23 protein-coding genes and 1 pseudogene are annotated in these 26,834 nt (G+C 70.5%); 14 read left to right on the top strand and 10 right to left on the bottom strand.

The features are described 5' to 3' along the window. From BM396_RS29880 to BM396_RS29860, 5 genes are all read right to left on the bottom strand, one after another. A partial coding sequence (locus BM396_RS29880) for a KUP/HAK/KT family potassium transporter (protein ID WP_244539002.1) occupies window positions 1-593 on the bottom strand: 593 nt, incomplete at its 3' end. Window positions 594-871: 278 nt separating this feature from the next. After that, the gene (nadC, locus tag BM396_RS29875) at window positions 872-1,744 is read right to left on the bottom strand and encodes a carboxylating nicotinate-nucleotide diphosphorylase (protein ID WP_043387526.1); all 873 of its coding nucleotides are present in this window, start codon (window positions 1,742-1,744) and stop codon (window positions 872-874) included. After that, window positions 1,741-3,264: an L-aspartate oxidase gene (locus BM396_RS29870; protein ID WP_043387524.1), complete on the bottom strand. Its 1,524-nt coding sequence runs from the start codon at window positions 3,262-3,264 to the stop codon at window positions 1,741-1,743. The genes nadC and BM396_RS29870 overlap by 4 nt, the downstream gene beginning before the upstream one ends. Further along, window positions 3,261-4,277: a quinolinate synthase NadA gene (nadA, locus tag BM396_RS29865; protein ID WP_043387528.1), complete on the bottom strand. Its 1,017-nt coding sequence runs from the start codon at window positions 4,275-4,277 to the stop codon at window positions 3,261-3,263. Before nadA ends, BM396_RS29870 begins: the two co-directional genes overlap by 4 nt. Before the next feature lie 137 nt (window positions 4,278-4,414). Next, window positions 4,415-5,239 carry an aldo/keto reductase gene (locus BM396_RS29860; RefSeq protein WP_043387522.1) on the bottom strand — a complete coding sequence of 275 codons (825 nt, stop codon included), beginning with the start codon at window positions 5,237-5,239 and terminating at the stop codon, window positions 4,415-4,417. 313 nt (window positions 5,240-5,552) lie between these two features. Between BM396_RS29860 and paoA the strand changes: the two genes are divergently transcribed. From paoA to BM396_RS29840, 4 genes are all read left to right on the top strand, one after another. After that, a complete protein-coding gene (gene paoA, locus BM396_RS29855; protein ID WP_043387520.1) occupies window positions 5,553-6,203 on the top strand; it encodes an aldehyde dehydrogenase iron-sulfur subunit PaoA in 651 nt (216 codons plus the stop codon). Window positions 6,204-6,213: 10 nt separating this feature from the next. After that, complete coding sequence (locus BM396_RS29850; protein WP_043387518.1) at window positions 6,214-7,188, top strand: FAD binding domain-containing protein; 975 nt, start codon at window positions 6,214-6,216, stop codon at window positions 7,186-7,188. Between the two features lie 24 nt (window positions 7,189-7,212). Further along, entirely contained in the window at window positions 7,213-9,435 is a 2,223-nt protein-coding gene (locus BM396_RS29845) for a xanthine dehydrogenase family protein molybdopterin-binding subunit (RefSeq protein WP_043387516.1), read from the top strand. Between the two features lie 88 nt (window positions 9,436-9,523). Beyond that, entirely contained in the window at window positions 9,524-11,065 is a 1,542-nt protein-coding gene (locus BM396_RS29840) for an acetate--CoA ligase (RefSeq protein WP_043387514.1), read from the top strand. Between the two features lie 126 nt (window positions 11,066-11,191). Here the strand turns inward: BM396_RS29840 and mgtE are convergent, their stop codons facing one another. After that, window positions 11,192-12,562 (bottom strand): magnesium transporter, encoded by a 1,371-nt coding sequence (mgtE, locus tag BM396_RS29835; RefSeq protein WP_043387512.1) that lies wholly within the window; start codon window positions 12,560-12,562, stop codon window positions 11,192-11,194. A 435-nt stretch (window positions 12,563-12,997) separates the two neighbouring features. On the opposite strand from mgtE, the gene pqqA (BM396_RS29830) reads away from it, so the two are divergent. From pqqA (BM396_RS29830) to BM396_RS29820, 3 genes are all read left to right on the top strand, one after another. Beyond that, window positions 12,998-13,087, top strand: a complete 90-nt coding sequence (gene pqqA, locus BM396_RS29830; RefSeq protein ID WP_007559223.1) for a pyrroloquinoline quinone precursor peptide PqqA — start codon at window positions 12,998-13,000, stop codon at window positions 13,085-13,087. 80 nt (window positions 13,088-13,167) lie between these two features. Then, on the top strand, window positions 13,168-13,257 hold the full coding sequence (pqqA, locus tag BM396_RS29825; protein ID WP_007559225.1) for a pyrroloquinoline quinone precursor peptide PqqA: 90 nt from the start codon (window positions 13,168-13,170) through the stop codon (window positions 13,255-13,257). 158 nt (window positions 13,258-13,415) lie between these two features. Further along, on the top strand, window positions 13,416-14,369 hold the full coding sequence (locus BM396_RS29820; protein WP_043387510.1) for a class I SAM-dependent methyltransferase: 954 nt from the start codon (window positions 13,416-13,418) through the stop codon (window positions 14,367-14,369). Between the two features lie 4 nt (window positions 14,370-14,373). On the opposite strand, the gene BM396_RS29815 is transcribed toward BM396_RS29820, so the two are convergent. Continuing rightward, window positions 14,374-15,621, bottom strand: coding sequence for a NupC/NupG family nucleoside CNT transporter (locus BM396_RS29815; protein ID WP_043387509.1), 1,248 nt, complete (start codon window positions 15,619-15,621; stop codon window positions 14,374-14,376). Window positions 15,622-15,678: 57 nt separating this feature from the next. After that, window positions 15,679-16,341 carry a TetR/AcrR family transcriptional regulator gene (locus tag BM396_RS29810; RefSeq protein WP_051044742.1) on the bottom strand — a complete coding sequence of 221 codons (663 nt, stop codon included), beginning with the start codon at window positions 16,339-16,341 and terminating at the stop codon, window positions 15,679-15,681. 99 nt (window positions 16,342-16,440) lie between these two features. Between BM396_RS29810 and BM396_RS29805 the strand changes: the two genes are divergently transcribed. From BM396_RS29805 to BM396_RS29795, 3 genes are read left to right on the top strand one after another with little or no spacing between them, the layout of a single operon-like run. Further along, the gene (locus tag BM396_RS29805; protein ID WP_043387508.1) at window positions 16,441-17,286 is read left to right on the top strand and encodes an SDR family NAD(P)-dependent oxidoreductase; all 846 of its coding nucleotides are present in this window, start codon (window positions 16,441-16,443) and stop codon (window positions 17,284-17,286) included. Window position 17,287: 1 nt separating this feature from the next. Further along, on the top strand, window positions 17,288-18,190 hold the full coding sequence (locus BM396_RS29800) for an alpha/beta hydrolase (RefSeq protein WP_043387506.1): 903 nt from the start codon (window positions 17,288-17,290) through the stop codon (window positions 18,188-18,190). Continuing rightward, on the top strand, window positions 18,187-19,665 hold the full coding sequence (locus BM396_RS29795) for a flavin-containing monooxygenase (RefSeq protein WP_043387504.1): 1,479 nt from the start codon (window positions 18,187-18,189) through the stop codon (window positions 19,663-19,665). The genes BM396_RS29800 and BM396_RS29795 overlap by 4 nt, the downstream gene beginning before the upstream one ends. A gap of 78 nt (window positions 19,666-19,743) precedes the next feature. Here BM396_RS29795 and BM396_RS29790 read toward each other — a convergent pair whose 3' ends face one another. Further along, window positions 19,744-20,397, bottom strand: a complete 654-nt coding sequence (locus BM396_RS29790) for a protein-L-isoaspartate O-methyltransferase family protein (protein ID WP_043349657.1) — start codon at window positions 20,395-20,397, stop codon at window positions 19,744-19,746. 317 nt (window positions 20,398-20,714) lie between these two features. Here BM396_RS29790 and BM396_RS29785 point away from each other — a divergent pair. Together BM396_RS29785 and BM396_RS29780 are read left to right on the top strand one after the other, a co-directional pair. After that, a pseudogene (locus BM396_RS29785) lies at window positions 20,715-21,988 on the top strand (PQQ-dependent sugar dehydrogenase). Continuing rightward, window positions 21,988-22,578: a c-type cytochrome gene (locus tag BM396_RS29780; RefSeq protein WP_043387502.1), complete on the top strand. Its 591-nt coding sequence runs from the start codon at window positions 21,988-21,990 to the stop codon at window positions 22,576-22,578. The pseudogene BM396_RS29785 and the gene BM396_RS29780 overlap by 1 nt, the downstream one beginning before the upstream one ends. 171 nt (window positions 22,579-22,749) lie before the next feature. Here BM396_RS29780 and BM396_RS29775 read toward each other — a convergent pair whose 3' ends face one another. Continuing rightward, window positions 22,750-23,520 carry an MOSC domain-containing protein gene (locus BM396_RS29775; protein ID WP_043387500.1) on the bottom strand — a complete coding sequence of 257 codons (771 nt, stop codon included), beginning with the start codon at window positions 23,518-23,520 and terminating at the stop codon, window positions 22,750-22,752. A 199-nt stretch (window positions 23,521-23,719) separates the two neighbouring features. Between BM396_RS29775 and clpB the strand changes: the two genes are divergently transcribed. Next, entirely contained in the window at window positions 23,720-26,356 is a 2,637-nt protein-coding gene (gene clpB, locus BM396_RS29770) for an ATP-dependent chaperone ClpB (protein ID WP_043387498.1), read from the top strand. A 267-nt stretch (window positions 26,357-26,623) separates the two neighbouring features. Continuing rightward, window positions 26,624-26,834: transposase (locus BM396_RS29765; protein ID WP_210187146.1), on the top strand; the 211-nt coding region annotated here is incomplete at its 3' end.

Here is a 26,834-nt window from a genome sequence, read left to right as displayed (position 1 = left end):
AGGAAGTCCACCGCCCGCAACGGGTTGGCCGCCGCCAGGATCTCGGGCTTGGCGATGATGCCGGCGATCCCGAGCAGCCCCAGCACCAGGAACCAGACGAGCATCACGGGCCCGAACACGCGGCCGATGGCGGCCACGCCCTTGTGCTGGACCAGGAACAGCCCGACGAGGATGACGAGCGTGATCGGCACCACGTACGGGCCGAGCGCCGGCGCATCGACCTTCACGCCCTCGATCGCCGAGAGGACCGAGATCGCCGGGGTGATCGCGCCGTCGCCGTAGAGCAGCGCCGCCCCCACCAGACCGACCACCAGAAGCAGCGCCTTCCCCGTGCCCGGCCGGGCCTGCCGGGCGCCGAGCAGCGCCAGCATGGCGACGATGCCGCCCTCGCCGCGGTTGTCGGCGCGCAGGATCAGCACCGCGTATTTCAGCGACACGATCAGGATCAGCGACCACAGGATCAGCGACACCGCCCCCGTGGCCGCCGCCGGCACCGACGCCCCGCCGGCGGTCGCCGCCTTCACGGCCTCCTTGAACGCGTAGAGCGGGCTCGTGCCGATGTCGCCGTACACGACGCCCAGCGCGCCCAGCATCAGCGCGGCGCCGGGCCCATGTCGGACGGCACCGGGTTTGCGCGCCACCGGCGCCGCCGGAAGATCGACCGCCGGGGCAGCCGCGGAGGGCAGGGCTTGGCTCACGGTCACGTCCGGTCGATGGCGTCGCGGTTGGGCGAAACCTTAGCGAGTCGGTCGCGCGGCGATAGACTTCGGGTGTCTCAGCCGCGCTGATGACGAAGACTTGTCACCCGAACGTGATGATCTTCGAGCCCTGCCCGACGGCGGATCTCCGTTGCGCCCCGGAGGTCGCCCATTCAGGCCGCGTCGAGGCCCAGGTCGATGATCGCCGCCGAGTGGGTGATCCAGCCGCAGGAGATCAGGTCGACGCCCGAGGCCGCGACCGCCCCCACCGTCTCGCGGGTGATCCGGCCCGACGCCTCGGAGAGCGCGCGTCCGTCGATCATCGCCACCGCGCGGGTGAGCTGGTCGGGCCCCATATTGTCGAGGAGCACCGCGTCGACCCCGACCGAAAGGGCCTCCTCCAGTTGCTCCAGGCTGTCGACCTCGCACTCGATCTTCACGAGATGGCCGGCCCGGGCGCGGGCGCGCTCGATGGCCGGCACGATGCCGCCCGCCACCGCCACGTGGTTGTCCTTGATCAGCACGGCATCGTCGAGGCCGAAGCGGTGGTTCGACCCCCCACCCGCGCGCACGGCGTGCTTCTCCAGGGCGCGCAGGCCCGGCGTGGTCTTGCGGGTGCAGACGATCGAGGCCTTGCCGTGCGGGCGGGCCGCCTCGACGAGGCCGTGGGTGGCCGTGGCGACGCCCGACATCCGGCAGAGCAGGTTCAGGGCGACGCGCTCGGCGGTGAGGATGGCGCGGGCCGGCCCCTCGAGGTGCAGCACCACGTCGCCCGGTGCGACGCGGGCCCCGTCGCCGCGCTCGACCGTGACGGTGACGGCCGGATCGACCAGCGCGAACGCGATGGCGGCGGCATCGGTGCCGGAGATCACGCCGTCCTGGCGGGAGGCGATCACGCCGCGCATCCGCTCGCCGGGGGGCACGATGGCGTCGGTTGTGATGTCGCCGGCCCGGCCGAGATCCTCCAGCAGGGCGGCGCGCACCACCGGCTCCACCAGGAGCCGCGGCAGGGGCAGGATCGCGTCGGAGAAGACCGATCGGGTCATGGCGTCAGGGCCTCCTCGGCGACCGTCCGGCCGCTCTGCGCCGCCCGGAGATCGGCCAGCGTGGTCTCGGTATGGGTCGCGGCTGCGAGATGCGGATGATCGCTGCGCCAATGGGCGCCGCGGCTCTCCTGGCGGTCCAACGCGCCGCGGGCGATCAGCAGCGCCACCAGCGCGGCGTCGCAGGATTCCGCCTCCGGCGTCAGGGCGGCGACCGCCCCCCCGAGGCCGGCGGCGTCGCGCACGACCCCGACCTGGCGCTCCATCAGGCCACGGATCGCCGTCAGGTCACCGGAGGTGCGGGCGGTCACGGCCTGGGGCACGATGGCCGCCGGCGGCGGCGCGTCGAGCCCGTCGGCGATGAAGCGGGCATAGGCCAGCCCTTCCAGCAGGGAGTTGCTGGCGAGGCGGTTGGCGCCGTGCAGGCCCGTGGAGGAGACCTCGCCGCAGGCATAGAGGCCCGGCACCGATGTGGCGCCGTGCGCGTCCACCTTCACGCCGCCCATATGGTAGTGCGCCGCCGGGCGGACCGGGATCGGCTGCACGGCCGGGTCGATGCCGGCGGCGGCGCAGAGTCCCGCCACGGTCGGGAAGCGCGTCGGCATCGCGGCGCCTAGCGCACCGCGGGCGTCGAGATAGACCGTGCGGCCGCGCTGCAGCGCCTGGAAGATGCCGCGGGCGACGACGTCGCGGGGGGCGAGATCGCCGCCGGCGATACCGGCCATGACGGGTGCGCCGGTCTCGTCGATGAGTCGGGCGCCCTCCCCGCGCAGGGCCTCGGTGGCGAGCGGCATCGGGTCGGCGCCGGCCGCGATGGCGGTCGGGTGGAACTGCACGAACTCCATATCGCGCATGACGGCACCGGCCCGGGCGGCGAGCGCCAGACCGCGGCCGACGGCGCCGGGCGGGTTCGTGGTGGCCGCGTAGAGGGCGCCGACGCCGCCGGTGGCCAGCACCACGGCGCGGGCCGGGATGCGGAACAGGGCGCCGTCGCGCTCGGCGACGATGCCGGCCACGGCCCCGCCCGCGTCCCGGAGCAGGTCGCAGGCCCGCGCCGTGACGATCTCGACGGACGGCGCAGCGAGAACGGCCCGCACCAGCCCTTCGAGCACGCGCGCCCCGGTCGCGTCGCCGCCGGAGCGGACGATGCGGCGGCGGCCATGCGCGGCCTCAAGCCCGAGCGCGAGCGCGGCATCGTCGGTCCGGTCGAACGGGACGCCGATCCGCACCAGCCAATCGATCAGGCCCGGCCCTTCCTGAGCCACGCGGAGCGCGACGTCGGACTCGGTCAGCCCGGCGCCGGCCGCTTCCGTATCGGCGGCGTGCAGTTCCGCCGCGTCATCGGCGCCGACCGCGGCGGCGATGCCGCCCTGCGCCCAGCCGGTGGCGGTGCCGAGGCCCAGGGCCGACGCGGTGACCAGCGTCACCGGCCGGGGCGCGAGACGCAGCGCGACGCTGAGCCCCGCGACGCCGCCGCCGACCACGACGACGCGGTCGGCGGTGCTGGGCGAGACGGCGTTCATCGCGTGCGCACCTGGAGCATGCGCTCCACGGCCGCCCGGGCCCGGTCGGCCAAAGCCGGATCGACCGTGACCTCGTGGGTCATCGTCTCCAGCGCGCGGCGGATGTTCGCCAAGCTCATCCGCTTCATGTGCGGGCACATGTTGCAGGGCTTGATGAACTCGATATCCGGGTTCTGCGCCGCGATGTTGTCGGCCATCGAGCACTCGGTGACGAGCACCACCTGCTTCGGCCGCTTCTCCACGACGAAGTCCATCATCATCGCGGTGGAGCCGGAGAAGTCGGACTCGGCCACCACGTCGGGCGGGCATTCCGGATGCGCGATCACCGTCACGCCGGGATAGCTGTCGCGGACCTCGCGGATGTCGGCCGGGGTGAAGCGCTCGTGCACCTCGCAGTGGCCGGCCCAGGTCAGGATCTCGACCTCGGGAATCTCGGCCTGGACGTTCTGCGCCAGGAACTCGTCCGGGATCATCAGCACGCGGGGCGCGTTCAGCGACTTCACCACCGCGACGGCGTTGCCGGAGGTGCAGCACAAATCCGACTCGGCCTTCACGGCCGCCGAGGTGTTCACGTAGGTCACGATCGGCACGCCCGGATACTTCGCCCGCAGGCCGCGCACGTCCGCGGCCGTGATCGAATCGGCCAGCGAGCAGCCCGCGCCCATGTCGGGGATCAGCACGGTCTTGGCCGGGTTCAGGAGCTTGGCGGTCTCGGCCATGAAGTGGACGCCCGCCAGCACGATCACGTCCGCGTCGACATTCACCGCCTCGCGGGCGAGCGCGAGGCTGTCGCCGACGATGTCGGCCACCGTGTGGAAGATCTCGGGCGCCTGGTAATTGTGCGCCAGGATCACGGCGTTGCGCTCCCGCTTCAGGCGCAGGATCGCCTCGATGTCGGGGGCGAGCGCCGGCCACTCGATCGCCGGAACGTGCCGGCTGACGCGGGCGTAGAGATCCGGAAGCGGCAGGCCCGGGATGGGCGTGCGGGAGACGGGTGCAACGGTCGCCGCCATGGCGTCCTCCATTATGCTCAGTTTGAGCATTGTGCCGTCTAACTTATGGGCGCCGGACGCGCCTGTCCAGATATGCTAGCTGTGAGCATAAATCTTTTGCGGCGCGATGTTACGCTGCGCCGCCGAAGGGATGCCGGTCAGCAGAAGGACGCCGGGTCGGGGCCGATGCGGCCGTCGGGGCGGTCGAGATCCGCGATCTCCTCCATCTCGCCGGCACCGAGTTCGAAATCGAACAGCGCGATGTTCTCAAGGATGCGCTCGGGCCGGGCGGTCTTCGGGATCGCCACGCAGCCGATCTGCACCTGCCAGCGCAGCACCACCTGGGCGGGCGTCTTCCCATGGGCCTTCGCAATCGCGAGGATGACCGGGTCGTTCAGCTCCCTGCCCTGGCCGAGGGGGCTCCAGGACTCGGTCACGATGCTGTGACGCGCGTCGTCCGCGCGCGGCGCCTTGCGCTGGAAATGCGGGTGCAGCTCGATCTGGTTCACAACAGGCGCCACGCCGGTCTCGCCGATCAACGTGGCGATGTGCTCGGCTGTGAAGTTCGAGACGCCGATCGACTTGGCCCGCCCCTCCTCGCGGAGCTGGATCAGCGTTTTCCAGGTCTCGACGAACAGGCGCCGCTGCGGACACGGCCAGTGGATCAGGTAGAGATCGACATACGGGAGGTCGAGCCGCTGCAGGCTCTCGTCGAAGGCACGCCGCGCCTCGTCGCGTCCCTGGCGGTCGTTCCAGAGCTTGGTGGTGAGGAAGACCTCCGCGCGCGGCACCTGCGCATCGCGGATGCCACGTCCGACGCCCGCCTCGTTGCCGTAGGCGGCGGCGGTGTCGATCAGGCGGTAGCCGGCCCGAAGCGCCCGGCCGACGAGGTCCGGCGCCTGAGCGTCGGAGAGTTGCCAGCAGCCGTAGCCGATCTGCGGGATGCGGCGCCCGTCGTTCAGGGCCAAAGTCGGGACGGCCATGGGGTGAGCCTCCGGAAACGCTTTCCGATCTACCCAAACGCCGGCGGTGCGACGCGTTCCGATGATCGCGTCCTTTGCAAGCGGAGCGCGGCGGCCCGGAGGCGCCACGCCCGGCCCTGCCGCGCGGCTGCGGGCCGATTCTCTGCGCCCGTATCGCGGATCGGATAGGGCGGCCCATGGACCAGCGGACCACCTCGGCCCGCGGTGAACGGGCGCAGTCTGGACTGGATCTAATCGGCACGACCGCACGTTGGCGCACCGGATTCCAGGTTGCGCCGCGCCGTCGAGCGCGGCGCACGGACGGGATGGCAGCATGACAGACGCGACTTCGAAGAAGCCGTTCGCCCTGACGCGGCGCGCCGTGGTGGAAGGCTGCGCGGCGGCCGGGGCGCTCGGCGCCCTCGGCTTCCGACCGGCCACCGCAGCGGCGGCGCCGGGAGATCCCGCCCCGCAGACGATGCCGGTACGGCTCACCATCAATGGGCAGCCGCACGATCTCGTCCTCGACACGCGCACCACGCTCCTCGATGCGCTGCGCGAGCATCTGGCTCTCACCGGCACCAAGAAGGGCTGCGACCACGGCCAGTGCGGCGCCTGTACGGTGCTGGTGGACGGGCGTCGGATCAATGCGTGCCTGACGCTCGCGGCGATGCACGAGGGCGATCAGGTCACCACGATCGAGGGCCTCGCGGACGGCGAGAAGCTTCACCCGATGCAGGCCGCCTTCCTGGAACATGACGGCTTCCAATGCGGCTACTGCACGCCGGGCCAGATCTGCTCCTCGGTCGGCATGTTGAACGAGGCCAAGGCCGGTTGGCCGAGCCACGTCACCGAGGATCTCGCCTCGACCCCGACGCTCAGTGACGCCGAGATCCGCGAGCGGATGAGCGGCAACATCTGCCGCTGCAGCGCCTACCCGAACATCGTCGCGGCGATCCGCGACACCGCCGCCAGCAGCCTCTGAGGGGGCGGACATGAAGGCTTTCACCTACGAGCGTCCCGCCACGGTTCAGGACGCGGCCAAGCTCGCGGCCGAGCGGCCGAACGCCAAGTTCATCGCGGGCGGCACCAACCTGCTCGACCTCATGAAGCTGCAGATCGAGACGCCGGCCACGCTGATCGACGTGAACCGGCTGCCCCTCGAGAAGGTTGAGGCCACGCAGGAGGGCGGCCTGCGTATCGGTGCGCTGGTGCGCAACTCCGACCTTGCCGCGGAGCCGCGGGTCCGGAAGGACTACGCCGTCCTGACGAAGGCTCTGCTGGCCGGCGCCTCGGGGCAGCTGCGCAACAAGGCGACCACCGCCGGCAATCTGCTCCAGCGGACCCGCTGCTACTATTTCTACGACACGGCCATGCCCTGCAATAAGCGCGAGCCGGGTTCGGGCTGCGCGGCGATCGGCGGGTTCAACCGGATCATGGCGGTGGTGGGCGCCAGCGACTCCTGCATCGCCACCAACCCGTCCGACATGGCTGTCGCCATGCGCGCCCTCGACGCCACCGTCGAGACGATGGATCCGGCGGGTCAGACCCGACGGATCCCGATCGCCGATTTCCACCGGCTCCCCGGCGACACCCCGCAGATCGAGACCGACCTGCGCAAGGGCGAGATCATCACGGCCGTGACCCTGCCGAAGCCGGTGGCCGGCATGCATATCTACCGCAAGGTCCGCGACCGGGCGTCCTACGCTTTCGCGACCGTCTCGGTGGCGGCGGTGATCGCGGGCGCGGAGGGCGGCAAGCCGAGCGCGGCGCGGCTTGCCTTCGGCGGCCTGGCGCACAAGCCCTGGCGGGTGGCCGAGGCCGAAGAAGCCCTGGTCCGGACCGGCTCAGCGGATGAGGCCGCCGACGCGGTGCTGAAGGGTGCCCGCGGCTACGGCAGCAACGACTTCAAGATTCCGCTGACCCGGCGGACCCTGCGCGCCGTGGTGGCGCAGGCGACCCGCGCTTAAGCCCCCCGATCAAGGACCGTCCCCATGGAGATGAACCAGCCGATCGGCCGGACGCCCCTCGACGACCGCGCCGACGGGCTCGTCGGGAAGCCGCTCGACCGCGTCGAAGGCAAGCTCAAGGTCACGGGCCACGCCCCCTACGCGTACGAGACCCGGGCGCTGAAGAACCCCGCCTACGGCTTCATCGTGCCGGCGACGATCGCGGCCGGCACCATCACGTCGATCGACGCCGAGACCGCCCGCCGGGCGCCCGGCACGATCCTGGTCATGACCCACGAGAACGTCCCCGAGCAGGGCGAGAAAAAGGAGCAGGTCTGGCCGCAACTCCAGGGGTCGAAGGTCACGTTCTATGGGCAGCCCGTCGCCTTCGTGGTGGCGGAGACCTTCGAGCAGGCCCGCGCCGCCGCGATGCTGGTGAAGGTCCGCTACGACGCGGCCAAGCCCAAGGGGCTGCTCAAGGACAACCTGGCGGCGGCCTACGAGCCGAAGCCCGTCAATTCGCCGCCGGATTCAAAGCTCGGCGACTTCGACGCCGCCTTCGCAGCCGCGCCGGTGAAGCTCGACGTGGAATACGTCACGCCCAACCAGATCCACGCGCAGATGGAGCCGCACGCCACGATCGCGTCGTGGGAGGGCGACGGCGTTGTGCTCTACACCGCCAACCAGATGCTGAACCGCGGTCAGAAGGCGCTCGGCTCGGTGCTCAAGCTGCCGCCCGAAAAGGTGCGGATCGTGAGCGCCTATATCGGTGGCGGCTTCGGCTCGAAGCTCCAGGCTCAGCCGGAGGCGACGCTCGCCGTGCTGGCCTCGAAGCTGATCCAGCGCCCCGTGAAGGTCGCGCTCACGCGGCAGCAGGAGTTCCACGTCGGGACCCACCGGACCGACACGATCCAGCGGATCAGGCTCGGTGCCGATCAGGACGGGCGGCTCTCGGCGATCAGCCATGAATCCTGGTCCGACACGGCCGAGGGCGACGGGTTCTTCGAGACGTCGGCCAACGTCACCCGGTCGCTCTACGCGGCACAGAACCGGATCACGCGCCATCGGCTCGTGAACCTCAACATGCCCATCGCCTCGTCGATGCGCGCCCCTGGCGAGGCCGTGGGCCAGCTCGCCTTCGAGTGCGCCATGGATGAGCTGGCCGAGCATCTGAAGGTCGATCCGATCGAGCTGCGGGTGCGCAACGAGCCGGCCGAGGATCCCGAGAAGAAAGTCCCGTTCTCCACCCGCCAGCTCGTGCCCTGCATGCGCGAGGGGGCGCGTCTGTTCGGCTGGGACAAGCGGCAGGCGGCGGGCAGCCGCCGCGACGGCAACTGGCTCGTCGGCATGGGCATGTCGGCCGCCGCCCGCCTCAACCCGCTGATGCCCTCCGCCGCCAAGGTCCGTCTCGGGCCGGACGGCGTGCTGGTGGTGCGCATGGCCATGACCGATCCCGGGACCGGCACCTATACGATCCTCACCCAGATCGCCGGCGAGATGCTGGGCCTGCCGCCCGAGCGGGTCCGCGTCGAGATGGGCGACACCGACTTTCCCTTCGCCTCGGGTTCCGGCGGCTCGTTCGGCGCTGCGTCGGCGGGCTCTGCCCTCTACGTCGCCTGCGACAACCTCCGGCAGGCCCTGCTCAAGGCCGGCGACCTGAACCCGGACGGGGCGGTGTTCCGCGACGGCGCGGTGACCTCGGGCAACCGGACGGAGTCGCTGACCGATCTCGCCCGGTCGGGCATGGAGGCCGCCGGTGAGATCAAGCCCGGCGAGATGAAGCAGAAGTTCTCGCAATACTCGTACGGTGCGCACTTCGCGGAGGTCGGGGTCGATGTCGATACCGGTGAGATCCGGTTGCGGCGGATGCTCGGCGTCTTCACCGGGGGGCGCATCCTCAACGCCAAGACGGCGCGCAGTCAGGCGATCGGCGGCATGACCTTCGGGGTCGGGGCGGCTCTGATGGAAGATGCGGTGGTCGATCCGCGCTACAGCTACTTCGTCAACCACGACATGGCCGAGTACCATGTGCCGGTCCACGCCGACCTCCCGGCGATCGACGCGGTGTTCCTGCCCGAACTCGACGACAAGGCGAACCCGCTGAAGAGCAAGGGGCTCGGCGAGCTCGGCATCTGCGGCGCCGGCGCCTCGCTCGCCAACGCGATCTACAACGCCACCGGGATCCGCGTGCGGGACTATCCGCTCACCCTCGACAAGATGCTCAAGGGCTTCGAAGAGCAGGAGGGCCAGGCGCAGCGGCGGACCTGACCGGAGGCAAAGGCCTGGGCGGCCGCGGTTGACGGCCGCCCGCGCAGGCGGGACACCCGGCCGAAAGCCCGAATACGGGGAGCGACCGGTGCCCGACAGCCTTGCCAACGACCGTCATCCGCCCGCGCGGTTCAACGCCGCGCGGTACTGCCTGGCCGAGAATGCGCGCCTGCGCCCCGACAAGACGGCGCTCGTGATGGTCGGGGACGGCACCGCGGAGCGGCTGAGTTTCGGCGACGTCGAGCGGGCGGTGCGCGGCATCGCGGCGGGCCTGCTGGATCTCGGCCTGGAACCCGGCGACCGGGTGATGATCCGCATGGGCAACGAGGCCGACTACGTCATCGTCTATTTCGGGGCCCTGGCGGCGGGCCTCGTCGCCCTGCCCTCCTCGCCGCAGCTCACCGCGGGCGAGGCGGCGTTTCTCATGGACAATTCCGGCGCCGCCGCGGTGGTGATCGGAGGCGGCTGCACGGTCGCGCCCGAGGCCCTGGGCGGACGCCTCCTGCTCGACGCCGCCGCCATCGCGCGGATGAAGGCGGGGCCGCCCCTGCCGGCCTACGCCGACACCGCCGCGGACGACCCGGCGATGCTGATCTACACCTCCGGCACGACGAGCCGGCCGAAGGGCGTGCTCCACGCCCACCGCGCCACCTACGGTCGCCGGCCGATGCGCGACCACTGGCTCGGCCTCACCGAATCCGACGTGATGCTGCATGCCGGCACCATGAACTGGACCTACACGCTGGGCGTCGGCTTGAGCGATCCCTGGTCGGTGGGCGCGACGGCGGTGCTCTACAACGGTCCACGCGACCCCGCCGTCTGGCCGCGCCTCATCGCCCGGTACGGCGCGACCCTGTTCGCCGCCGTCCCGACGCTCTACCGCCAGATCCTCAAATACGGCGACCTCGGCGCCCAGGACCTGTCGAGCCTGCGCCACGGCTGCACGGCGGGCGAGCCCCTCTCGGTGGAGTTGCTCGATGCCTGGCGGCAGGCCACCGGCAAGCCCCTCTACGAGGCGCTCGGGATGAGCGAGATCTCGACCTACATCTCCAGCGGCCCGACGATTCCCGTCCGTCCCGGCTCACCGGGCAAGCCGCAGCCCGGTCGGCGGGTGGCGATCCTGCCCGTCGAGGGCGAGCCGGTCCCGCTGCCGGCCGGCGAGAGCGGGCTCCTCGCCGTCCTTCGGACCGAGCCGGCGCTGATGCTCGGCTACTGGAACCGCCCCGAGGAAGAGGCCGAGGTGATGCGCGGCGACTGGTTTGTCGGCGGCGATCTCGCCCGGCTCGACGCGGACGGCTACCTCTGGTTCGAAGGCCGCAACAACGACCTGATGAAGGCGATGGGCTACCGGGTCTCGCCCAACGAGGTCGAGGCGGTGCTGTCCGACCACCCGTCCGTGGCGGAGGTCGGCGTGGCCGAACTGCCCGTGCGGGCAGACGTCTCGGTCATCTGCGGCTTCGTGGTGCTCCAGCCGGACGCCGAGCCCGACGCGGAGGGCCTGCTGGCCTGGTGCGCCGAGCGGCTCGCCGCCTACAAGCGGCCGCGGGAAATCCGCTTCCTCGACGCCCTGCCGCGCACGCCCAATGGCAAGGTCCAGCGCAAGCGACTCGCCGCGGCTGCGGCCGGTTGACCGGCGCCGCCGCCCGCTGGTTCGCCCCGGCGTTTCGAGGGCGCCGCAACAGGCCCCCTCTCCCGTCCGGGAGAGGGTCGGGGGGAGGGATCGGGTGTTGCCGAGGCTTGCCGGACCGGACGCCCCCTATAGCAGCGTCCCGCGCAGGATCAGCAGGGCCACCGAGAAATAGATGACGAGCCCGGTGACATCGACCAGCGTCGCCACGAACGGCGCCGAGGCGGTGGCCGGATCGAAGCCGATCCGCTGCAACAGGAAGGGCAGCATCGAGCCGGCGAGCGATCCGAAGGTCACGATCCCGACGAGCGCCGCGCCCACCGTTGCAGCCACCAGCGGCCAGTGCTCGCCGTAATCGTAGAGGCCGAACTTCTGCCACGCGACGATGCGGATGACCGCGATCACCCCGAGGATCGCCCCGAGCACGATCCCGGTAGGCAGCTCCCGCAGGGCCACCCGCCACCAGTCCCGCAGCCGGATCTGGTGCAGGGCCAGCGCCCGGATCAGCAGCGAGGTCGCCTGAGATCCGGAATTGCCCCCCGAACTCATGATCAGCGGGATGAACAGCGTCAGGACGATCGCCTTCTCCAGTTCCCCCTCGAAGCCCTGCATGGCCGAGGCGGTGAGCATCTCCGACAGGAACAGCGCGCACAGCCAGCCGGCGCGCTTCCGGATCATCGTGAAGAAGCCGATATCCATGTAGGGCTCGGGCAGCGCCTCCATGCCGCCGAAGCGCTGCACGTCCTGCGTCTGCTTCTCGATCATCGCGTCGATCATGTCGTCGACCGTGACGATGCCGATCACGTGCCCGACCGCGTCGACCACCGGCAGCGCGAGAAGATCGTATTTCGAGATCAGTCGGGCCGCCTCCTCGCGGCTGGCCGTCGGCGAGACGGCGAGGGGCCGGCGTCCCGGCGCGACGCTGAGGACGTTGTCGCTCGGATCGCCCGAGATCAGCCGTCGCAGGGGCACCGCCTTGGTCAGCGCGCGGGTGCGCGGGTCGAGCACGAAGATCGCGTAGATCGTCTCGCGGGTCTTCTCCACGTGGCGGATGTGCTCCAGGGTCTGGCCCACCGTCCAGGTGCCCGGCACGGTGACGAACTCCGTGGTCATCAGAGAGCCCACGGTCTCCTCGCCGTAGGCCGAGAGCCGGTCCACGGCGCCGCGGGTCTCGGCGTCGAGGCGCGCGCGCAGGTCGGAGCGGCCGGGCTCCTCGATCTCGCGGAACACGTCCGTGACCCGGTCGGCCGACATGCCCGACAGGTAGCCGGCCACCCGGTCCCGGGGCAGCATCTCGATGATGTCGGCGGCGCAGTCGAGTTCCGGCTGGTCCAGCACCTCGATCGCCCGCTCGGTCGGCAGACCGAGCAGGATGGCGGCGGCAACCTCCGGAGCCTCGTCGTTCAGCGCTTCGACGATGTCGGGCGCCCGTTCGTCCGAAAGACGTGCGGCCAAGACGGAGGGATCGACTCGCGTGTCGAAGGGCGCGATCTCGTTCATGGCCTCGCCTCGTGGGTTACGAGGCGACGCGTCGCCGGTCATCCTAGATCAGGGCCGTGGCCGGCCGCCGCGTCGATCGCCCCGCGGCCAGGCCTCTCAGCGGCTCAGGCGGGATGACGACACGGGGCCGGGCACGGCAGGCACGATCGGTCGGGCACGTCGCTTCGCTGGTCGCTGCTGGAAAGGGAACGCGGCACCGTCGAAGACGCCGTCGCGCGGGTGCGTCGTGCGCCCGAGCAAGAGGCCCGTCAAGCCGAAACAGCGCCCATCCGCAGCCGATGCCGAACGACGCTCCGTCTGGTGGCCGCGCGGCCACGGACGGGTGGGCCCCGCCGGCCAGCAACCCAGCCTATGAGAAATATAAGTGTTGTGCTCACTTGTATTGCGTCCAAGATATTGCCTATATGGATCTCACCAACAGCGAGGAGAAACGCCATGGCCTGGTCCGCCCCGATCGTGTCCGAGATCTGCGTCGGCATGGAAGTCACCAGCTACGAGTCGGCTGAGATCGATACGTTCAACTAAGTCGCTCACGGTTCGGAGCGCCCGACGCTCCGGCCTTTGCGGCTTCTTCATCCATCGCATCAATTCACTTGGAGGAAATCATGGCTTGGTCCGCCCCCGTCGTGTCTGAGATCTGCGTCGGCATGGAAGTCACCAGCTACGAGTCGGCTGAGATCGACACGTTCAACTGAGACGTCGACATCACGTTCTGGGGCGCCGCTTCATCCGAAGCGGCGCTTTTCTTTTGTGCGCGCATGACATGCTGCGCCTCGGCTTGACCTGCCACACCAAACTGTGCCGCTGAACCGCCACCGGGCCATGTGAGCCTGCAGAGCGAGCGAGGACGGGTTTGGCGGACACTGCGTATTCGGCCGATCAAGCGATCCCACCCTGCCCGATCACCGGTGCCCCCGCCCTGCGCTGCGTCGAGCGCCTGGACGCCGCCTTCCTGACGCTGCTCTGGCACTATTCCGGCCGCGTCGATGTCGGGCCGCTGCTGCGCCCCGCCGGGACGTTCCGGCTCTGGGAATCACCGACCGGGCTGATCTTCTTCGATCCGCCGGTGGCTGGCGATGCGGCCTTCTACCGGGCGTTCTACGGCCGGATCGCCGCGCACGATAAGCTCGCCGGGCCGGAGACGGAGCGCCTGGAGTTCCGCCAGGCCGCCACGCATGTGCCGTCGGGTGCCCGGGTGCTCGACGTGGGCTGCGGCCACGGCGGTTTCCGCGCCTACGTGCCGGAGGCCACCTATACCGGCCTCGACCCGAATTTTTCCGCCGAGGACCCGACCGGGACGATCCTCGCCGAGACCGTGGAGGCGCACGCGGCGCGCCTCGGTCCGGTCTACGACGTGGCCTGCGCCTTCCAGGTCATCGAGCATGTGGCGGACCCGCTGGGATTCGCCCGGGCGCTGGCGGCCTGCGTCAAGCCGGGCGGCCTGATTCTGATCGGGACGCCGCTCTGGCCCTCGCCCAACACCACGATCCCGAACTTCGTCATCAACGCGCCGCCCCACCATCTGACGTGGTGGACGCCCGCCGCTCTCGAGGCACTGGCCGGCACCTTGGGCTGCACCGCCGAGGGGGTCCATGCCATCGGCATGGACCGGCACGATTCGCTGATTCACTGGATGGCCAAGGTCAGCCCCGTCCGCTGCCGCGACCGCTTCTTCCGGCGGACGTGGTCCTGGGCGCTGGCGCTCGCCTTCGCCTACGGCGTCGGGTCGGTCCTCGACCGCTGCCTGCCGGTGCCGAAACGGACGAGCCCGAACGCGCTGCTGCTCGTGGCGCGGACGGGCACCTGATCCCTCACGCCACGAACAGCCCCGCGATCGCCGCGCTCGTGAGATTCGACAGCGTCCCCGCCAGGATCGCCCGCAGGCCGTACCGGGCGACCTCGGCGCGGCGCTCCGGGACGAGGCTGGAGAAGCTCGCGAGCTGGATCGCGATCGAGGCGAAGTTGGCGAAGCCGCACAGAGCGAAGCAGACGATCGCCTGCGCGCGCGGCTCGAGGGTGCCGGCCTTCAGGACCGGCGACAGGTTGGCGTAGGCCAGGAACTCGTTGAAGGCGAGCTTCTGGCCGATCGCCCCGCCCACCAGGGTCGCCTGCTCCCAGGGCACGCCGAGGAGCCAGGCCAGCGGGGCGAGCACCCAGCCGAGCACGCCCTCGAACGAGGCGGCGGGATACCCGACCCATCCGCCCAGCATGCCGAAGAGGCCGTCCGCCAGGGCGATCAGCCCGACGAAGGCGATCAGCATGGCCCCCACCGAGACCGCCACCGCGAGCCCCTTCTGGGTCCCGTCGGCCGCCGCCTCGATGATGTTGGCCGCCCGCGTCTCACCGAACTCGACCCGGGTGGTGGTGATCCGGGTCGGCTCCGTCGATGGCATCAGGATCTTGGCGTAGACGAGGCCCCCCGGGATCGCCATCACCGAGGCGGCGAGCAGGTAGGTCATGGGCACGCCGAGGGCCGCGTAGCCCGCCAGGATCGATCCTGCCGTGGACGCGGCGCCGCTCGACATGACGGCGAACAACTCGGCCCCGGTGAGCAGGGCGAGGAACGGGCGCAGGGCGACGGCGATCTCGCTCTGGCCGATGGCGATGGTGATCACCGCCGAGAACGACTCGATGGGGGACGTGCCCAGAATCCGCCGGAGCGCCGCGCCGAGGAGGCGAGCCAGCGCCTGCATCACGCCGAGATGGTAGAGCACGCCGATGAGCGCGGAGACATAGAGGATCTGCGGCAGGACCCGCAGCGCCAGGATGAAGCCCGAGCCGCCGAACAGCTCGAACATCCTCGGCTCGACGAGACCGCCGAACAGGAAGGCGGTGCCGCGATCGCCGTAGGACAGCACGGTCACAACCGCGTCGGCAACAGCCCGCAGCGCGGCCTGCCCGGCGGGTAGAAACAGGACGAGAGCACCGAGCCCCACCTGCAGGGCCAGCCCGGCGAGCACCACGCGGAGACGGATCGCCCGCCGATTGGTCGAGAACAGGATGGCGACGGCGAGCAGCACCAGAAGGCTGAGGCCGGCATGGATCAGGCGGTCGAGCATCGTGTCCTTCGGCTCCGAGCTTGGCCGGAGCGTATGGAAGGTTCAGGCCAGACGCCGTCAATCCGGGCTGTCCGGTGCGAGATAGGGGGCGAACAGGTCGCGGAGCTGCGCGAAACCCCAGTCCAGATCGGCCTCCGTCAGAGTGGTGCCCCCCTGGAGGCGATGGTTCATCCAGTGGCTGGACACGATCCAGGCATTGTCGATGAGCCGCCCGAGGGCCTCCGGTGCGATCCGCAGCCGTCCCGCACGCACGGCTGCCTCGAAGACACCGCGGGCCAGCGCCTGGGTCTCGGCCCGCAGGGCATGGATCCGCGGGCGCAGCGCCGGGGCGATGTCCACCATGGCGATCCCGTCGCGGTAGATGCAGCGGTAGCGCCAGATCAGGTCGAACCACGCCCGCTGGTAGCCGAGCAGCGCTTCCGGAGCGGCGGGGTCGGCGGGCATGCGGCCGGCCACCGCCAGGGCCTCCGCCTCGAAGGCGGCGAACACGGCTTCGACCAAGCCGCTCTTGCGCGGAAAGTGATACTGCAGATTGCCCTCGCGGATCCCCGCCGCGGCCGCGATCTCCGCCGTCGTGACACGGCCGAGCCCGCGGGCGTTGAACAGCGCGAGGCTGACTGCGAGGATTCGCGTGCGCGTATCCGGGATCGGCACGGCAGGACCGGCCTCTGGGCTGGCCTCCACATCGAAGTCGAACCTGCGGCCCTCGCCCCGCGGCATGATCCCATCCTCGTCTAGGGTGTTCACCCTAGACAATCAGGCCGGCCGGGCCTATCCCCCTGAAGACCGATCCAGGTCGACGGTACGGGGAGGCGCGGTTTGGCACAGCGGTTCCAACTCGCGGGCGCGGTGGCCCTGATCACCGGCGCGGCGAGCGGTATCGGTGCGGCCCTGGCCGAAGGCCTCGCCGCGAAGGGCTGCAATCTTCTCCTCGTGGACCGGGACGCGACCGGGCTGGCGGCCACCGCCGGCAAGATCCGCGGCGTCTCGGTCGAGACCCGCGTCCTCGATCTCACGGATGCCGAAGGGATCCGCGCGCTGCCGGACTGGGTCGCAGAACGGTCCGGGCATCTCGACATTCTGATCAACAATGCCGGCGTCGCCCTCGGCGGCCGGTTCGACGAGACGCATCTCGACGATTTCGAGTGGCTGCTCGACATCAACCTGCGCGCCGTCGTGCGGTTGTGCCACGCCTTCCTGCCGATGCTGCGTGCCCGGCCGGCGGCGCAGATCGTCAACCTGTCGAGCCTGTTCGGGCTGATCGCGCCGCCGGGTCAGGTCGCCTACAGCACCAGCAAGTTCGGCGTGCGCGGCTTCTCGGAGGCCCTGCGGCACGAATATGCCGGCACCGGACTCGGGGTGACGGTGGTCCATCCGGGCGGTGTCGCCACCGCCATCTCGCGCAACGCCCGCGGCCGGCGGCCGCCGACCGATCCGGAGGCGGCGAAGCGCGCGTCCGTGGAGGACGAGAAGGCGCGAGAGGCGTTCGGCAAGCTTCTGACCCTGGCGCCCGCCGACGCGGCCGCCGCGATCATCCGCGGCATCGAGGCCCGGGCGCCCCGGATCGTCGTCGGCAAGGACGCCAAGAATGCCGCGCTGATCCAGCGGCTGATGCCGGTGGGCTACTGGAAGACGATCGTGCGTCTGTCCGGAGGGGCGCTCTGAGATGGCGAGCCTGCGTGCGTATCTCGGGGCCTACATGGTCCGAAGCCGGGTCCGGGGGCCGCTGGCACGGGCGCGGGACGTGGCCGCGTTCCGCCGCATCTTCGAGGCGCCGGCCTTCCCCGACCCCAAGGGCGTGACCTACGAGCCGGGCATCGTCGGCGGGGTCAAAGGCGAGTGGATCCGGCCGAAGGCGGGTCCCGGCCGGCGGATGCTCTACATCCATGGCGGCGGCTTCATCGCCTGCTCGCCCCGGACGCACCGTCCCGTCACGGGCGCCCTGGCGAACCGGGGCTTCACGATCTTCGCCCCCGATTACCGCCTCGCCCCCGAGCATCCGTTCCCCGCGGCGGTCGACGACGTGACGGCGGTCTGGGCGGCGTTCAGCGCCGAGGGCGCCGCCTGCGTGGCGGGGGAATCGGCCGGCGGAAACCTCGCCCTCGTGCTGATGGGCGAAGCCCGCGCCAGGGGTCTGCCGATGCCCTGGGCGGCGGCCCTCTTTTCCCCGGCCACGGATTTCGTCTCCGAGGACGGGTCACGGGTTTCCAATGCATGGCGCGATGCCATGTTCGACCCGCAGGCCCTCGCGGCGATCCGGCCGATGTATCTGGGCGGCGCCGATCCGGCCGATCCGCGAATCTCGCCGATCTACGGCGACCCGACCGGCTTCCCGCCGCTGCTGTTCCATGTCGGCGCGCGCGAGGTCCTGCGCGACGATTCCGTCCGCATGGCCGAGCGGGCCCGCGCGGCCGGCGTCGAGACCGAACTCAAGCTCTTCCCGGTCGTGTCCCACGCCTGGCAATTCGCCGCCGGCATGCTGCCGGAGGCGCGGGCCTCCCTCGACGAGGCCGCGGCCTTCCTGAAGGCGCACGCGCCCCACGCCCCCTCCGGGAGCCCTCTGCCATGACCGAGACCGCGTCCGAGACCGCGTCCGTGACCCTGGCCGTCCTGATCGTCGGCGCGGGCTTCTCGGGGCTCGCGATGGCGATCCGGTGCCGGCAGGCGGGCATCGGCCCGCTGCGGGTGATCGAGAAGGCCGACGGCATCGGCGGCACGTGGCACGACAACACCTATCCGGGGGCGGCCTGCGATATCCCCTCGCACCTCTACTCCCTGTCCTTCGCCCCGAAGGCCGACTGGAGCCGGATGTACGCGCCGCAGCCGGAGATCCTGGCCTACCTGAAGGACACCGCCGAGCGGAACGGGCTGATGCCCCTGATCCAGCTGGGGACGACCTTCACCGGGGCCACGTGGGACGCGGCGCGCGCCCTGTGGCACGTGGAGACCGACCGGGGGCCGATCACGGCGCGCGCGATCGTCTCCGGGATGGGCGGGCTGCATCATCCCGCCTATCCCGACATCCCGGGTCGCGAGGCGTTCGCCGGGCCCGCCTTCCACACGGCGGCCTGGGACCATGCCGTGGCGCTCAAGGGCAAGCGCGTCGGGGTGATCGGCACGGGCGCCAGCGCGATCCAGGTGGTGCCGGAGCTCGCCGCCATCGCGTCCCACCTGACTCTGTTCCAGCGCACGCCGCCCTGGATCATGCCGAAGAACGACCACGCCATCGCGGAGGGCACCAAGAGCCGCTACCGGCGCGTGCCGTTCAGCCGGCGGCTCGAACGGGCGCGGCTCTTCTGGCTGCACGAGGTGCGTGCGCTCCTCGGCTTCACCAAGGTCTCGAAGCTCACCGGTCAGGCCGAGGCTCTGGCCCGGCGCCATCTCGCCAAGGCGGTCCCCGACAAGACCCTGAGGGCGAAGCTGACGCCGAGCTACCGGCTCGGCTGCAAGCGGGTGCTGATCTCCGACGACTATTACCCCGCGCTCCAGCGCCCGAACGTCACCCTGGAGACGGACGGCATCGCCCGGCTCACCGAGACCGGCGTGACCACCGAGGCCGGACGGCACCACGACCTCGACGTGATCGTCTACGCCACGGGCTTCGACGTGACCGCGACCTTCGCGCGGATGAAGCTCGTCGGCCGCGGCGGCCGGACTCTGACCGAGGCCTGGGCCGACGGCATGGGCGCCTACCAGGGCATCACGGTCGCGGGGTTTCCCAACTACTTTATGCTGCTCGGGCCCAACACCGGGCTCGGCCACAACTCGGTCGTCTCGATGATCGAGATCCAGGTGCAGCACGTCCTCGACTGTCTCAAAGCCCTGCGTCGCGGGACGAAGACCGTCGAGGTCCGGCCGGAGGCCCAGGCCCGGTTCGTCGACCGGATCCACAGCCGCATGGCCGACAGCATCTGGCAGGCCGGGGGCTGCCGCAGCTGGTACCTCGACGCGAGCGGGCGCAACAACACCCTCTGGCCCGACTCGGTCATGGCGTATCGCCGGAGCGCCCGCCGGGCCCGGCTGGGGGATTACAGGCTCGGCTGATCGCGGCCTGCGCGCCCCGTCACGGATCCGCCCGCTCCGCCCGCGACGACGGAGGCGGGGGTGATCCGGCGCGCGGTGTCAGAATGCGAAACCGGCTTCCGCCGCGAAGGCCTCGAGACCGGGCAGCGACGCGTCGAACAGCGGACGGGCCCCGAACGCGTCGCCGGCACGCACGAAGAGCGTGACCTTGGCGTTGCGGTGCGGGCCGAACACGCAGACCAGGCGGCCGTCATCCTTGAGCTGGTTCAGCAGCGCCTGCGGCCGGACCTCGACGCGGCCGTTGATCAGGATGACGTCGAAGGGCCCCTGCTTGGGCGCGCCGGCGGCGATCGGGCCTTCGATAACCTGTGCGGAGGCGCCGAGCCGGGTGCGCGCCGCCTCGGCGAGGTCGGGCACCGATTCCAGCGCCGTGACCTGCGCGCCGAGCTGCGCCATGACCGCCGCCGCGTAGCCGGTGCCGGTGGCGACGTCGAGGGCGGCGACGCCCGGCCGGATCCGCAGGGCCTGGATCATCCGGGCCACGACCATCGGGGCCGGCATGCAGCGGGTCTCGCCGCCGGCCTCACCGAGGCTCAGGGTCTGGTCGATATACGCGAAGGGCTCGCGGCCCTTCGGCACGAAGTCCTCACGCGGCACGGTGTCGAACGCGTCGAGCACCGTGTTGTCGTTCACGTCGAAGGTCCGCAACTGGCAGTCGACCATCATCCGCCGCGCCTGCGCGTAATCGATCATCGATACGTGTCCTCGAACCGGATCGGAACGCCGCGTCGGCCGGGCTCCGGCGGACGGCCGGCAGCCCCGGCCAAGCCTAAGCTTCCCGGACGGGGGGCGTTTTCGGAGATCATTGCCCAAAACGCAAGGTGAGCCGACACGGCAGCCGACGTCGGTCGCGGAGGACACGGCAGCGCGCGTAATCCCGGGCCGCGTTACGGCGGCCGCGGAGTGTCGCCTCGGCGCCCCCAATCCCGGTCGCGCTCTCCAGCCGACCGTTGAATAAAGAGTGCAGAGCGAGCGGGCGGTCCGTGAGACCGTCCCCACCGGGAGACACCATGACGCCGATCCGCCAGCCGATCCTGATCCGCAGCCTCACCGCGGCCCTCGCCGGCCTGAGTTTCGGCCTGATGGACCACGGCCGCGCCGCGGCACAGGAGACGGCCGCCACCGCGGCCCCGCCGCCCAGCGTCCAGGTCGACCGCGGTTCGGCGCTCTACGGCCGCCCCGAGGGCGGCGCCGCAGCCAAGCTCGCGCCGGTGGCGGGGCCGCCGTTGGCGGTCGCGGCCGCCAAGCTGCCGCTCGACAAGCTGAAGGTGCCGGAGGGCTTCAAGATCGAGGTCTATGCCAGCGGTCTCGCCAATGCCCGTGAGATGACCCAGGCGCCGGACGGCACGCTGTACGTGGGCACCCGGACAGTGGGGAAGGTCTACGCGGTGCTTCCGAAGGCGGATGGGGACGGCAAGCGCGAGGTGAAGACCATCGCGTCGGGCCTGCATCGGCCGAACGGCGTCGCCTACCACGACGGCGCGCTGTACGTCGCCGAGCTCTCGAAGATCTGGCGCTACGACGACATCGCGAACCACCTCGACGGCGCGGCGAAGCCGACCCTGGTCTATGATGACCTGCCGAAGGACGAGGCCCATGGCTGGAAGTTCATCGCCATCGGCCCGGACAACAAGCTCTACGTGCCGGTCGGTGCCCCGGGCAACATCGTGATGCCGCCGGACACCCACGCGCAGATCCGGCGCATGGACCTCGACGGCAAGAACGCCGAGGTGATCGCCCGCGGCGTGCGCAACACCGTCGGGTTCGACTGGAACCCGAAGACCAAGCAGCTCTGGTTCACCGATAACGGCCGCGACTGGGTCTCGGAGGACATCCCGAACGACGAGCTGAACGTGCTCACGGAGCCGGGCAAGCAGCATTCGGCTATCCGTACTGCCACCAGGGCACCTTCACGGATCCGGAATACGGCTGGGGTCATTCCTGCTCGGAATTCACCGCGCCGGCGGCGCTCCTCGGCCCGCACACGGCTTCCCTCGGCCTGCGGTTCTACACCGGCACGCAGTTCCCGGAGGCCTACCGGGACGCGATGTTCGTCGCCCGGCACGGCTCGTGGAACCGCACCGCCAAGCTCGGTGGCGACGTGGTCGTGGCCAAGCCCGGACCGGACGGCAAGACCGCAGCAACGGAGCCGTTCCTGACCGGCTTCCTCCAGGACAACAAGTATGTCGGCCGCCCGGTGGACGTGCTGGTCGCCAAGGACGGATCGCTGCTCGTGTCCGACGACTACAACGGCGCGATCTACCGCGTCAGCTACGGCCGGTGATGCGCCGCCACCTCCGGTCGATCCGCGGGCTGGCCCCTGCCCTCGGCGGGCTGCTCTTGACGGGTGCGGCGCTCGCCGCCCCGGACGCGGCGCTGCAGGAGCGCCTCGCCCCCTGTATCGGCTGCCACGGTGCGGGCATGTCCGCGACGGAGGGCGTGCCCTCGCTCGGGGGGCAGCTTTCGGACTATGTGGTGACGCAGCTCTTCCAGTTCCGGGAGAAGCAGCGGGAGGCGCCGCCGATGAACGAGGTGGCTGCCGGATTCTCCGACGACGACCTGCGCAGCTACGCCGACGCGGTGGCGACGCTGCCGCCGCCCGCCTGGTCCGGTCCGCCGGCCGATGCGGCTCTGACGGCACGGGCCCAGGCGCTGGTCGCCAAGCACCAGTGCAATTCCTGCCATGGACCGGATCTCGCGGGTCGGGACGCGATCCCGCGGATCCGGGCACAGCGCGAGGACTACCTCGCCAAGGCGCTCGCCGGCTACAAGTCGAACGCCCGGCCCGGCTACGATCCCGCCATGAACGAAGTGGCGCAGGGCCTGAGCGAGGCCGACATCAAGGATCTGGCGGCCTACGTGTCGCGGCTCTGAGGGCGGGCTCGGGCGCTTCCCCGCCCCCTCTCATCCTGAGGTTAGCGCGAAGCGGGCCTCGAAGGCGTAATCCTGGGATCGCGCGGCCGGCTGAAGCCCCAATCCGAGGCGTGCGCCGCGCTCCGGCCCCTCAGGATGACGGGGGCTTATGGGAGCGCTCTTCCGGTCCCGTCACCGCACGACCCGCAGTGCGTCGCCCTTCGCCAGCGCCCCGCCGGCGATCACCTCCGCGTAGACGCCGAGGTCGCGGTGGCCGAGGCGGGCGTCGAGCGTCCAGGGGATGTCGCAGTCGCGGATGCCGCTGGTCGGCTCGACGTTTGTCGCCGCGCACCGCACCGTCCGCTTGGTGATCTTGAGCCGCAGCCCGCTCGGCGCCTCGACCACCTGGCCGACCATCTCCAGTTCGGCGAAGGGGTCGAGCCCCTCGACGAGCAGGTTGCCGCGGAAGCGCAGCGGGTCCACGGGCACGCCGAGATAATCCTCCACCGCCGCCACGCTCGCACGGTTGATGAGCGACACGTAGCCGGTCGGGGAATCCGTGAACCGGTATTGCGGCGGGGCGGCGAGCACCTTCGGTTCGCCCCGCAGGCTTGCGGGAATGAACCGCCGCATCAGATCCGCAAGCCCCTCTCGGCCGGCCTCGGTGTCGAGGTTGAAGGCCTGCGGCTCGCCATGGCCCTCGACGGTGAGAGTCGCCGTAGCATCCTCGTAGCGGGTGCGCAGGCGGGCGAGCGCCTCGTCACGCATGAGCATCAGGTACTTCGTCTTCGGCTGATGGCGGGGCGCCACCGCGTTGAAGCCCGAAGGCCCGTTCTCGATGGCGTAGAGCCGGTCGCCCGGGAAGAAGCCGCTGGTCTCGAGGTCCGCCCGCTCGACGGGTTCGGGACTCAAGCCCTTCACCGGATAGCGGTAGAGAGCGCTGACATGAATCAATGCGGTCATGCGCGAAGCGTGGCCCTGAAATGATCCGTCACGCAAGAGCTTCATCGCCCCTTGTGGTGCCCAATTGCAACACCACATCGGGATCACCGGCGGCCGCCAATGGCGCCGGGGCCCTCGCGCGGCGGATAGCCGGAGGGCGACGTTTCGGTGGCGCCGCGCCTCTCATCGGGCGGCGGATGCCGGTACGGGAGGGTTGTGCATGAACTTCGAAAAGTACACCGAGCGCGCCCGCGGCTTCGTGCAGGCGGCTCAGAACCTCGCGATGCGCGAGGGACATCCCCAGCTTCAGCCGGGTCACCTGCTCAAGGTGCTGCTCGACGATCCGGAAGGCCTCTGCGCCGGCCTGATCGACCGCGCGGGCGGGCAGTCGCGGGTGGCGCTGGCTCAGACCGAGCAGTGGCTCGCCAAGCAGCCGAAGGTCTCCGGCAACGCGGCCGCCCCGCAGGCGACGCGCGAGCTGATGCGCCTGTTCGACACCGCCGAGAAGGCCGCCGAGAAGGCGGGCGATTCCTACGTCACGGTGGAGCGGCTGCTCCTCGCCCTGGCGGTAGAGAAGGACTCCGAGGCCGGCCGCGCGCTCCAGGCGGCGGGTGTGACCCCCGCCTCGCTGAACGCGGCGATCAACGCGCTCCGCAAGGGCCGCACCGCCGACAACGCCTCGGCCGAGAACGCCTACGACGCCCTGAAGAAGTACGCCCGCGACCTCACCGAGGCCGCCCGGGACGGCAAGCTCGATCCGGTGATCGGCCGCGACGAGGAGATCCGGCGGACCATCCAGGTCCTGTCCCGGCGCACCAAGAACAATCCGGTGCTGATCGGTGAGCCCGGCGTCGGCAAGACCGCCATCGTCGAGGGTCTGGCCCTGCGCATCGTCGACGGCGACGTGCCGGAGAGTCTCCGGGACAAGAGCCTGCTCGCCCTCGACATGGGCGCGCTGATCGCGGGCGCGAAGTATCGGGGCGAGTTCGAGGAGCGGCTGAAGGGCGTGCTCTCCGAGGTCACCGCGGCAGAGGGCAGCATCATCCTGTTCATCGACGAGATGCACACGCTGGTCGGCGCCGGGAAGGCGGACGGGGCGATGGACGCCTCGAACCTGCTGAAGCCGGCGCTCGCCCGCGGCGAGCTGCACTGCGTCGGCGCGACCACGCTCGACGAGTACCGCAAGCACGTCGAGAAAGACGCGGCGCTCGCCCGGCGATTCCAGCCGGTCTTCGTGTCGGAGCCGACCGTGGAGGACACAGTCTCGATCCTGCGCGGCCTGAAGGAGAAGTACGAGCAGCACCACGGCGTGCGCATCCAGGATTCGGCCCTGGTGGCGGCGGCGACGCTCTCGAACCGCTACATCACCGACCGGTTCCTGCCCGACAAGGCCATCGACCTCATGGACGAGGCCGGCTCGCGCCTGCGCATGCAGGTCGATTCGAAGCCCGAGGAGCTCGACAACATCGACCGGGAGATCGTCCGGCTGAAGATCGAGGCCGAGGCGCTCAAGAAGGAGACCGATTCCGCCTCCCGCGACCGGCTGGTCCGGCTGGAGAAGGAACTCGGCGACCTGGAGGAGCGCTCGGCGGCGATCACCGCCCGCTGGAAGGCCGAGAAGGACAAGCTCGGCACCGCGGCCAGCCTCAAGAAGAAGCTCGACGAGGCGCGCAACGAGCTCGCCGCGGCGCAGCGCCAGGGTCAGTATCAGCGCGCGGGCGAGCTCGCCTACGGGGTCATCCCGGGCCTGGAGAAGCAGCTCGCCGAGATCGAGGCCAAGGCCGATGCCAAGTCGGAGAACGGCCGCGACGCGATGATGGAGGAGGCCGTCACCCCCGCCCACATCGCCGGGGTCGTCTCCCGCTGGACCGGCGTGCCGGTGGACAAGATGCTGGAGGGCGAGCGCGAGAAGCTACTGGCCATGGAGGAGGCGCTCGCCAAGCGCGTCGTCGGCCAGCGCGAGGCGGTGGAGGCGGTGTCGACCGCGGTCCGGCGCGCCCGCGCCGGGCTTCAGGATCCGAACCGGCCAATCGGCTCGTTCATGTTCCTCGGCCCCACGGGCGTCGGCAAGACCGAGCTGACCAAGGCGCTCGCCGGCTTCCTGTTCGACGACGACACGGCGCTCGTGCGCATCGACATGTCGGAGTACATGGAGAAGCACGCGGTCGCCCGGCTGATCGGGGCGCCTCCCGGCTATGTCGGCTACGAGGAGGGCGGTGCGCTGACCGAAGCCGTGCGGCGTCGGCCCTATCAGGTCGTGCTGTTCGACGAGGTCGAGAAGGCGCATCCGGACGTGTTCAACGTCCTGCTGCAGGTTCTCGACGACGGGCGGCTCACCGACGGCCAGGGGCGGACGGTCGACTTCCGCAACACGCTGCTGATCATGACCTCGAATCTCGGGTCCGAGTATCTGGTGAACCAGCCTGCGGGCGAGGACACCGACGCGGTCCGCGACGAGGTGATGGGCGTGGTGCGGGGCCACTTCCGGCCGGAATTCCTGAACCGGGTCGACGAGATCATCCTGTTCCACCGCCTGGCGCGGTCGGAGATGGGGGCGATCGTCGAGATCCAGCTCGGGCGGCTGCAGAAATTGCTGGACGAGCGCAAGATCACCCTGGAGGTCGACGAGGAGGCCAAGACCTGGCTCGCCGACAAGGGCTACGACCCGGCCTACGGGGCGCGGCCGCTCAAGCGGGTGATCCAGAAGAATGTCCAGGATCCGCTGGCCGAGCTGGTGCTCTCGGGCAAGATCCATGACGGCGAGACGGTGCCGGTTCGCCTGGGCGCGCTGGGCCTGATGATCGGCGACGTCACGGTCGGAGCCGAGCGGCGGCCGGTCAACGCGACGCTGAACTGATCCCGAGACAGACGATCGGGCGGCGCGCCCACACAGGGTGCGCCGCCTTTTCCGTCTCGGCTTCGTTCCACCGGCCCTCGCGACGCGATCGCGATCCCGAGTGACGACGCGTGCCGTATCGGCCGCCAGCGTCACGATGAGCTAGCCCGTCTTATTCACGAGGGCAGTGGATCTGTGGTGGCGAGCGTAGCGTAAAGCATTGATGTGGCTTAGGGATTGGGTGCTGACGCCAAGTCCTCAGACCAGATCGAGCCCGCCACGCCCGCCATGTCCGATCCTACGTGTCTGCCGTTCGCGTTTCCATCGGTTCGAGGCAAGAAGCTCACAGCTGCTTTCGACGGCGGACGCCTGACCTCGGACGGGGGCGTCCTGTTGCTCGCTCAGGCTGCCCGGCGGATGCAGATCGGTGAGAAGCTCGCCGCGGTGATCCCCGACCGGCGTGACCCGAGCCGGATCGTGCATCCTCTGCCCGAGATCC

It is taken from the genome of Methylobacterium sp. UNCCL125, assembly GCF_900116795.1.
GTDB lineage: Bacteria > Pseudomonadota > Alphaproteobacteria > Rhizobiales > Beijerinckiaceae > Methylobacterium > Methylobacterium fujisawaense.
Note: the sequence above shows the minus strand (reverse complement) of the source record. Positions and strands in the feature narration are given on the sequence as shown.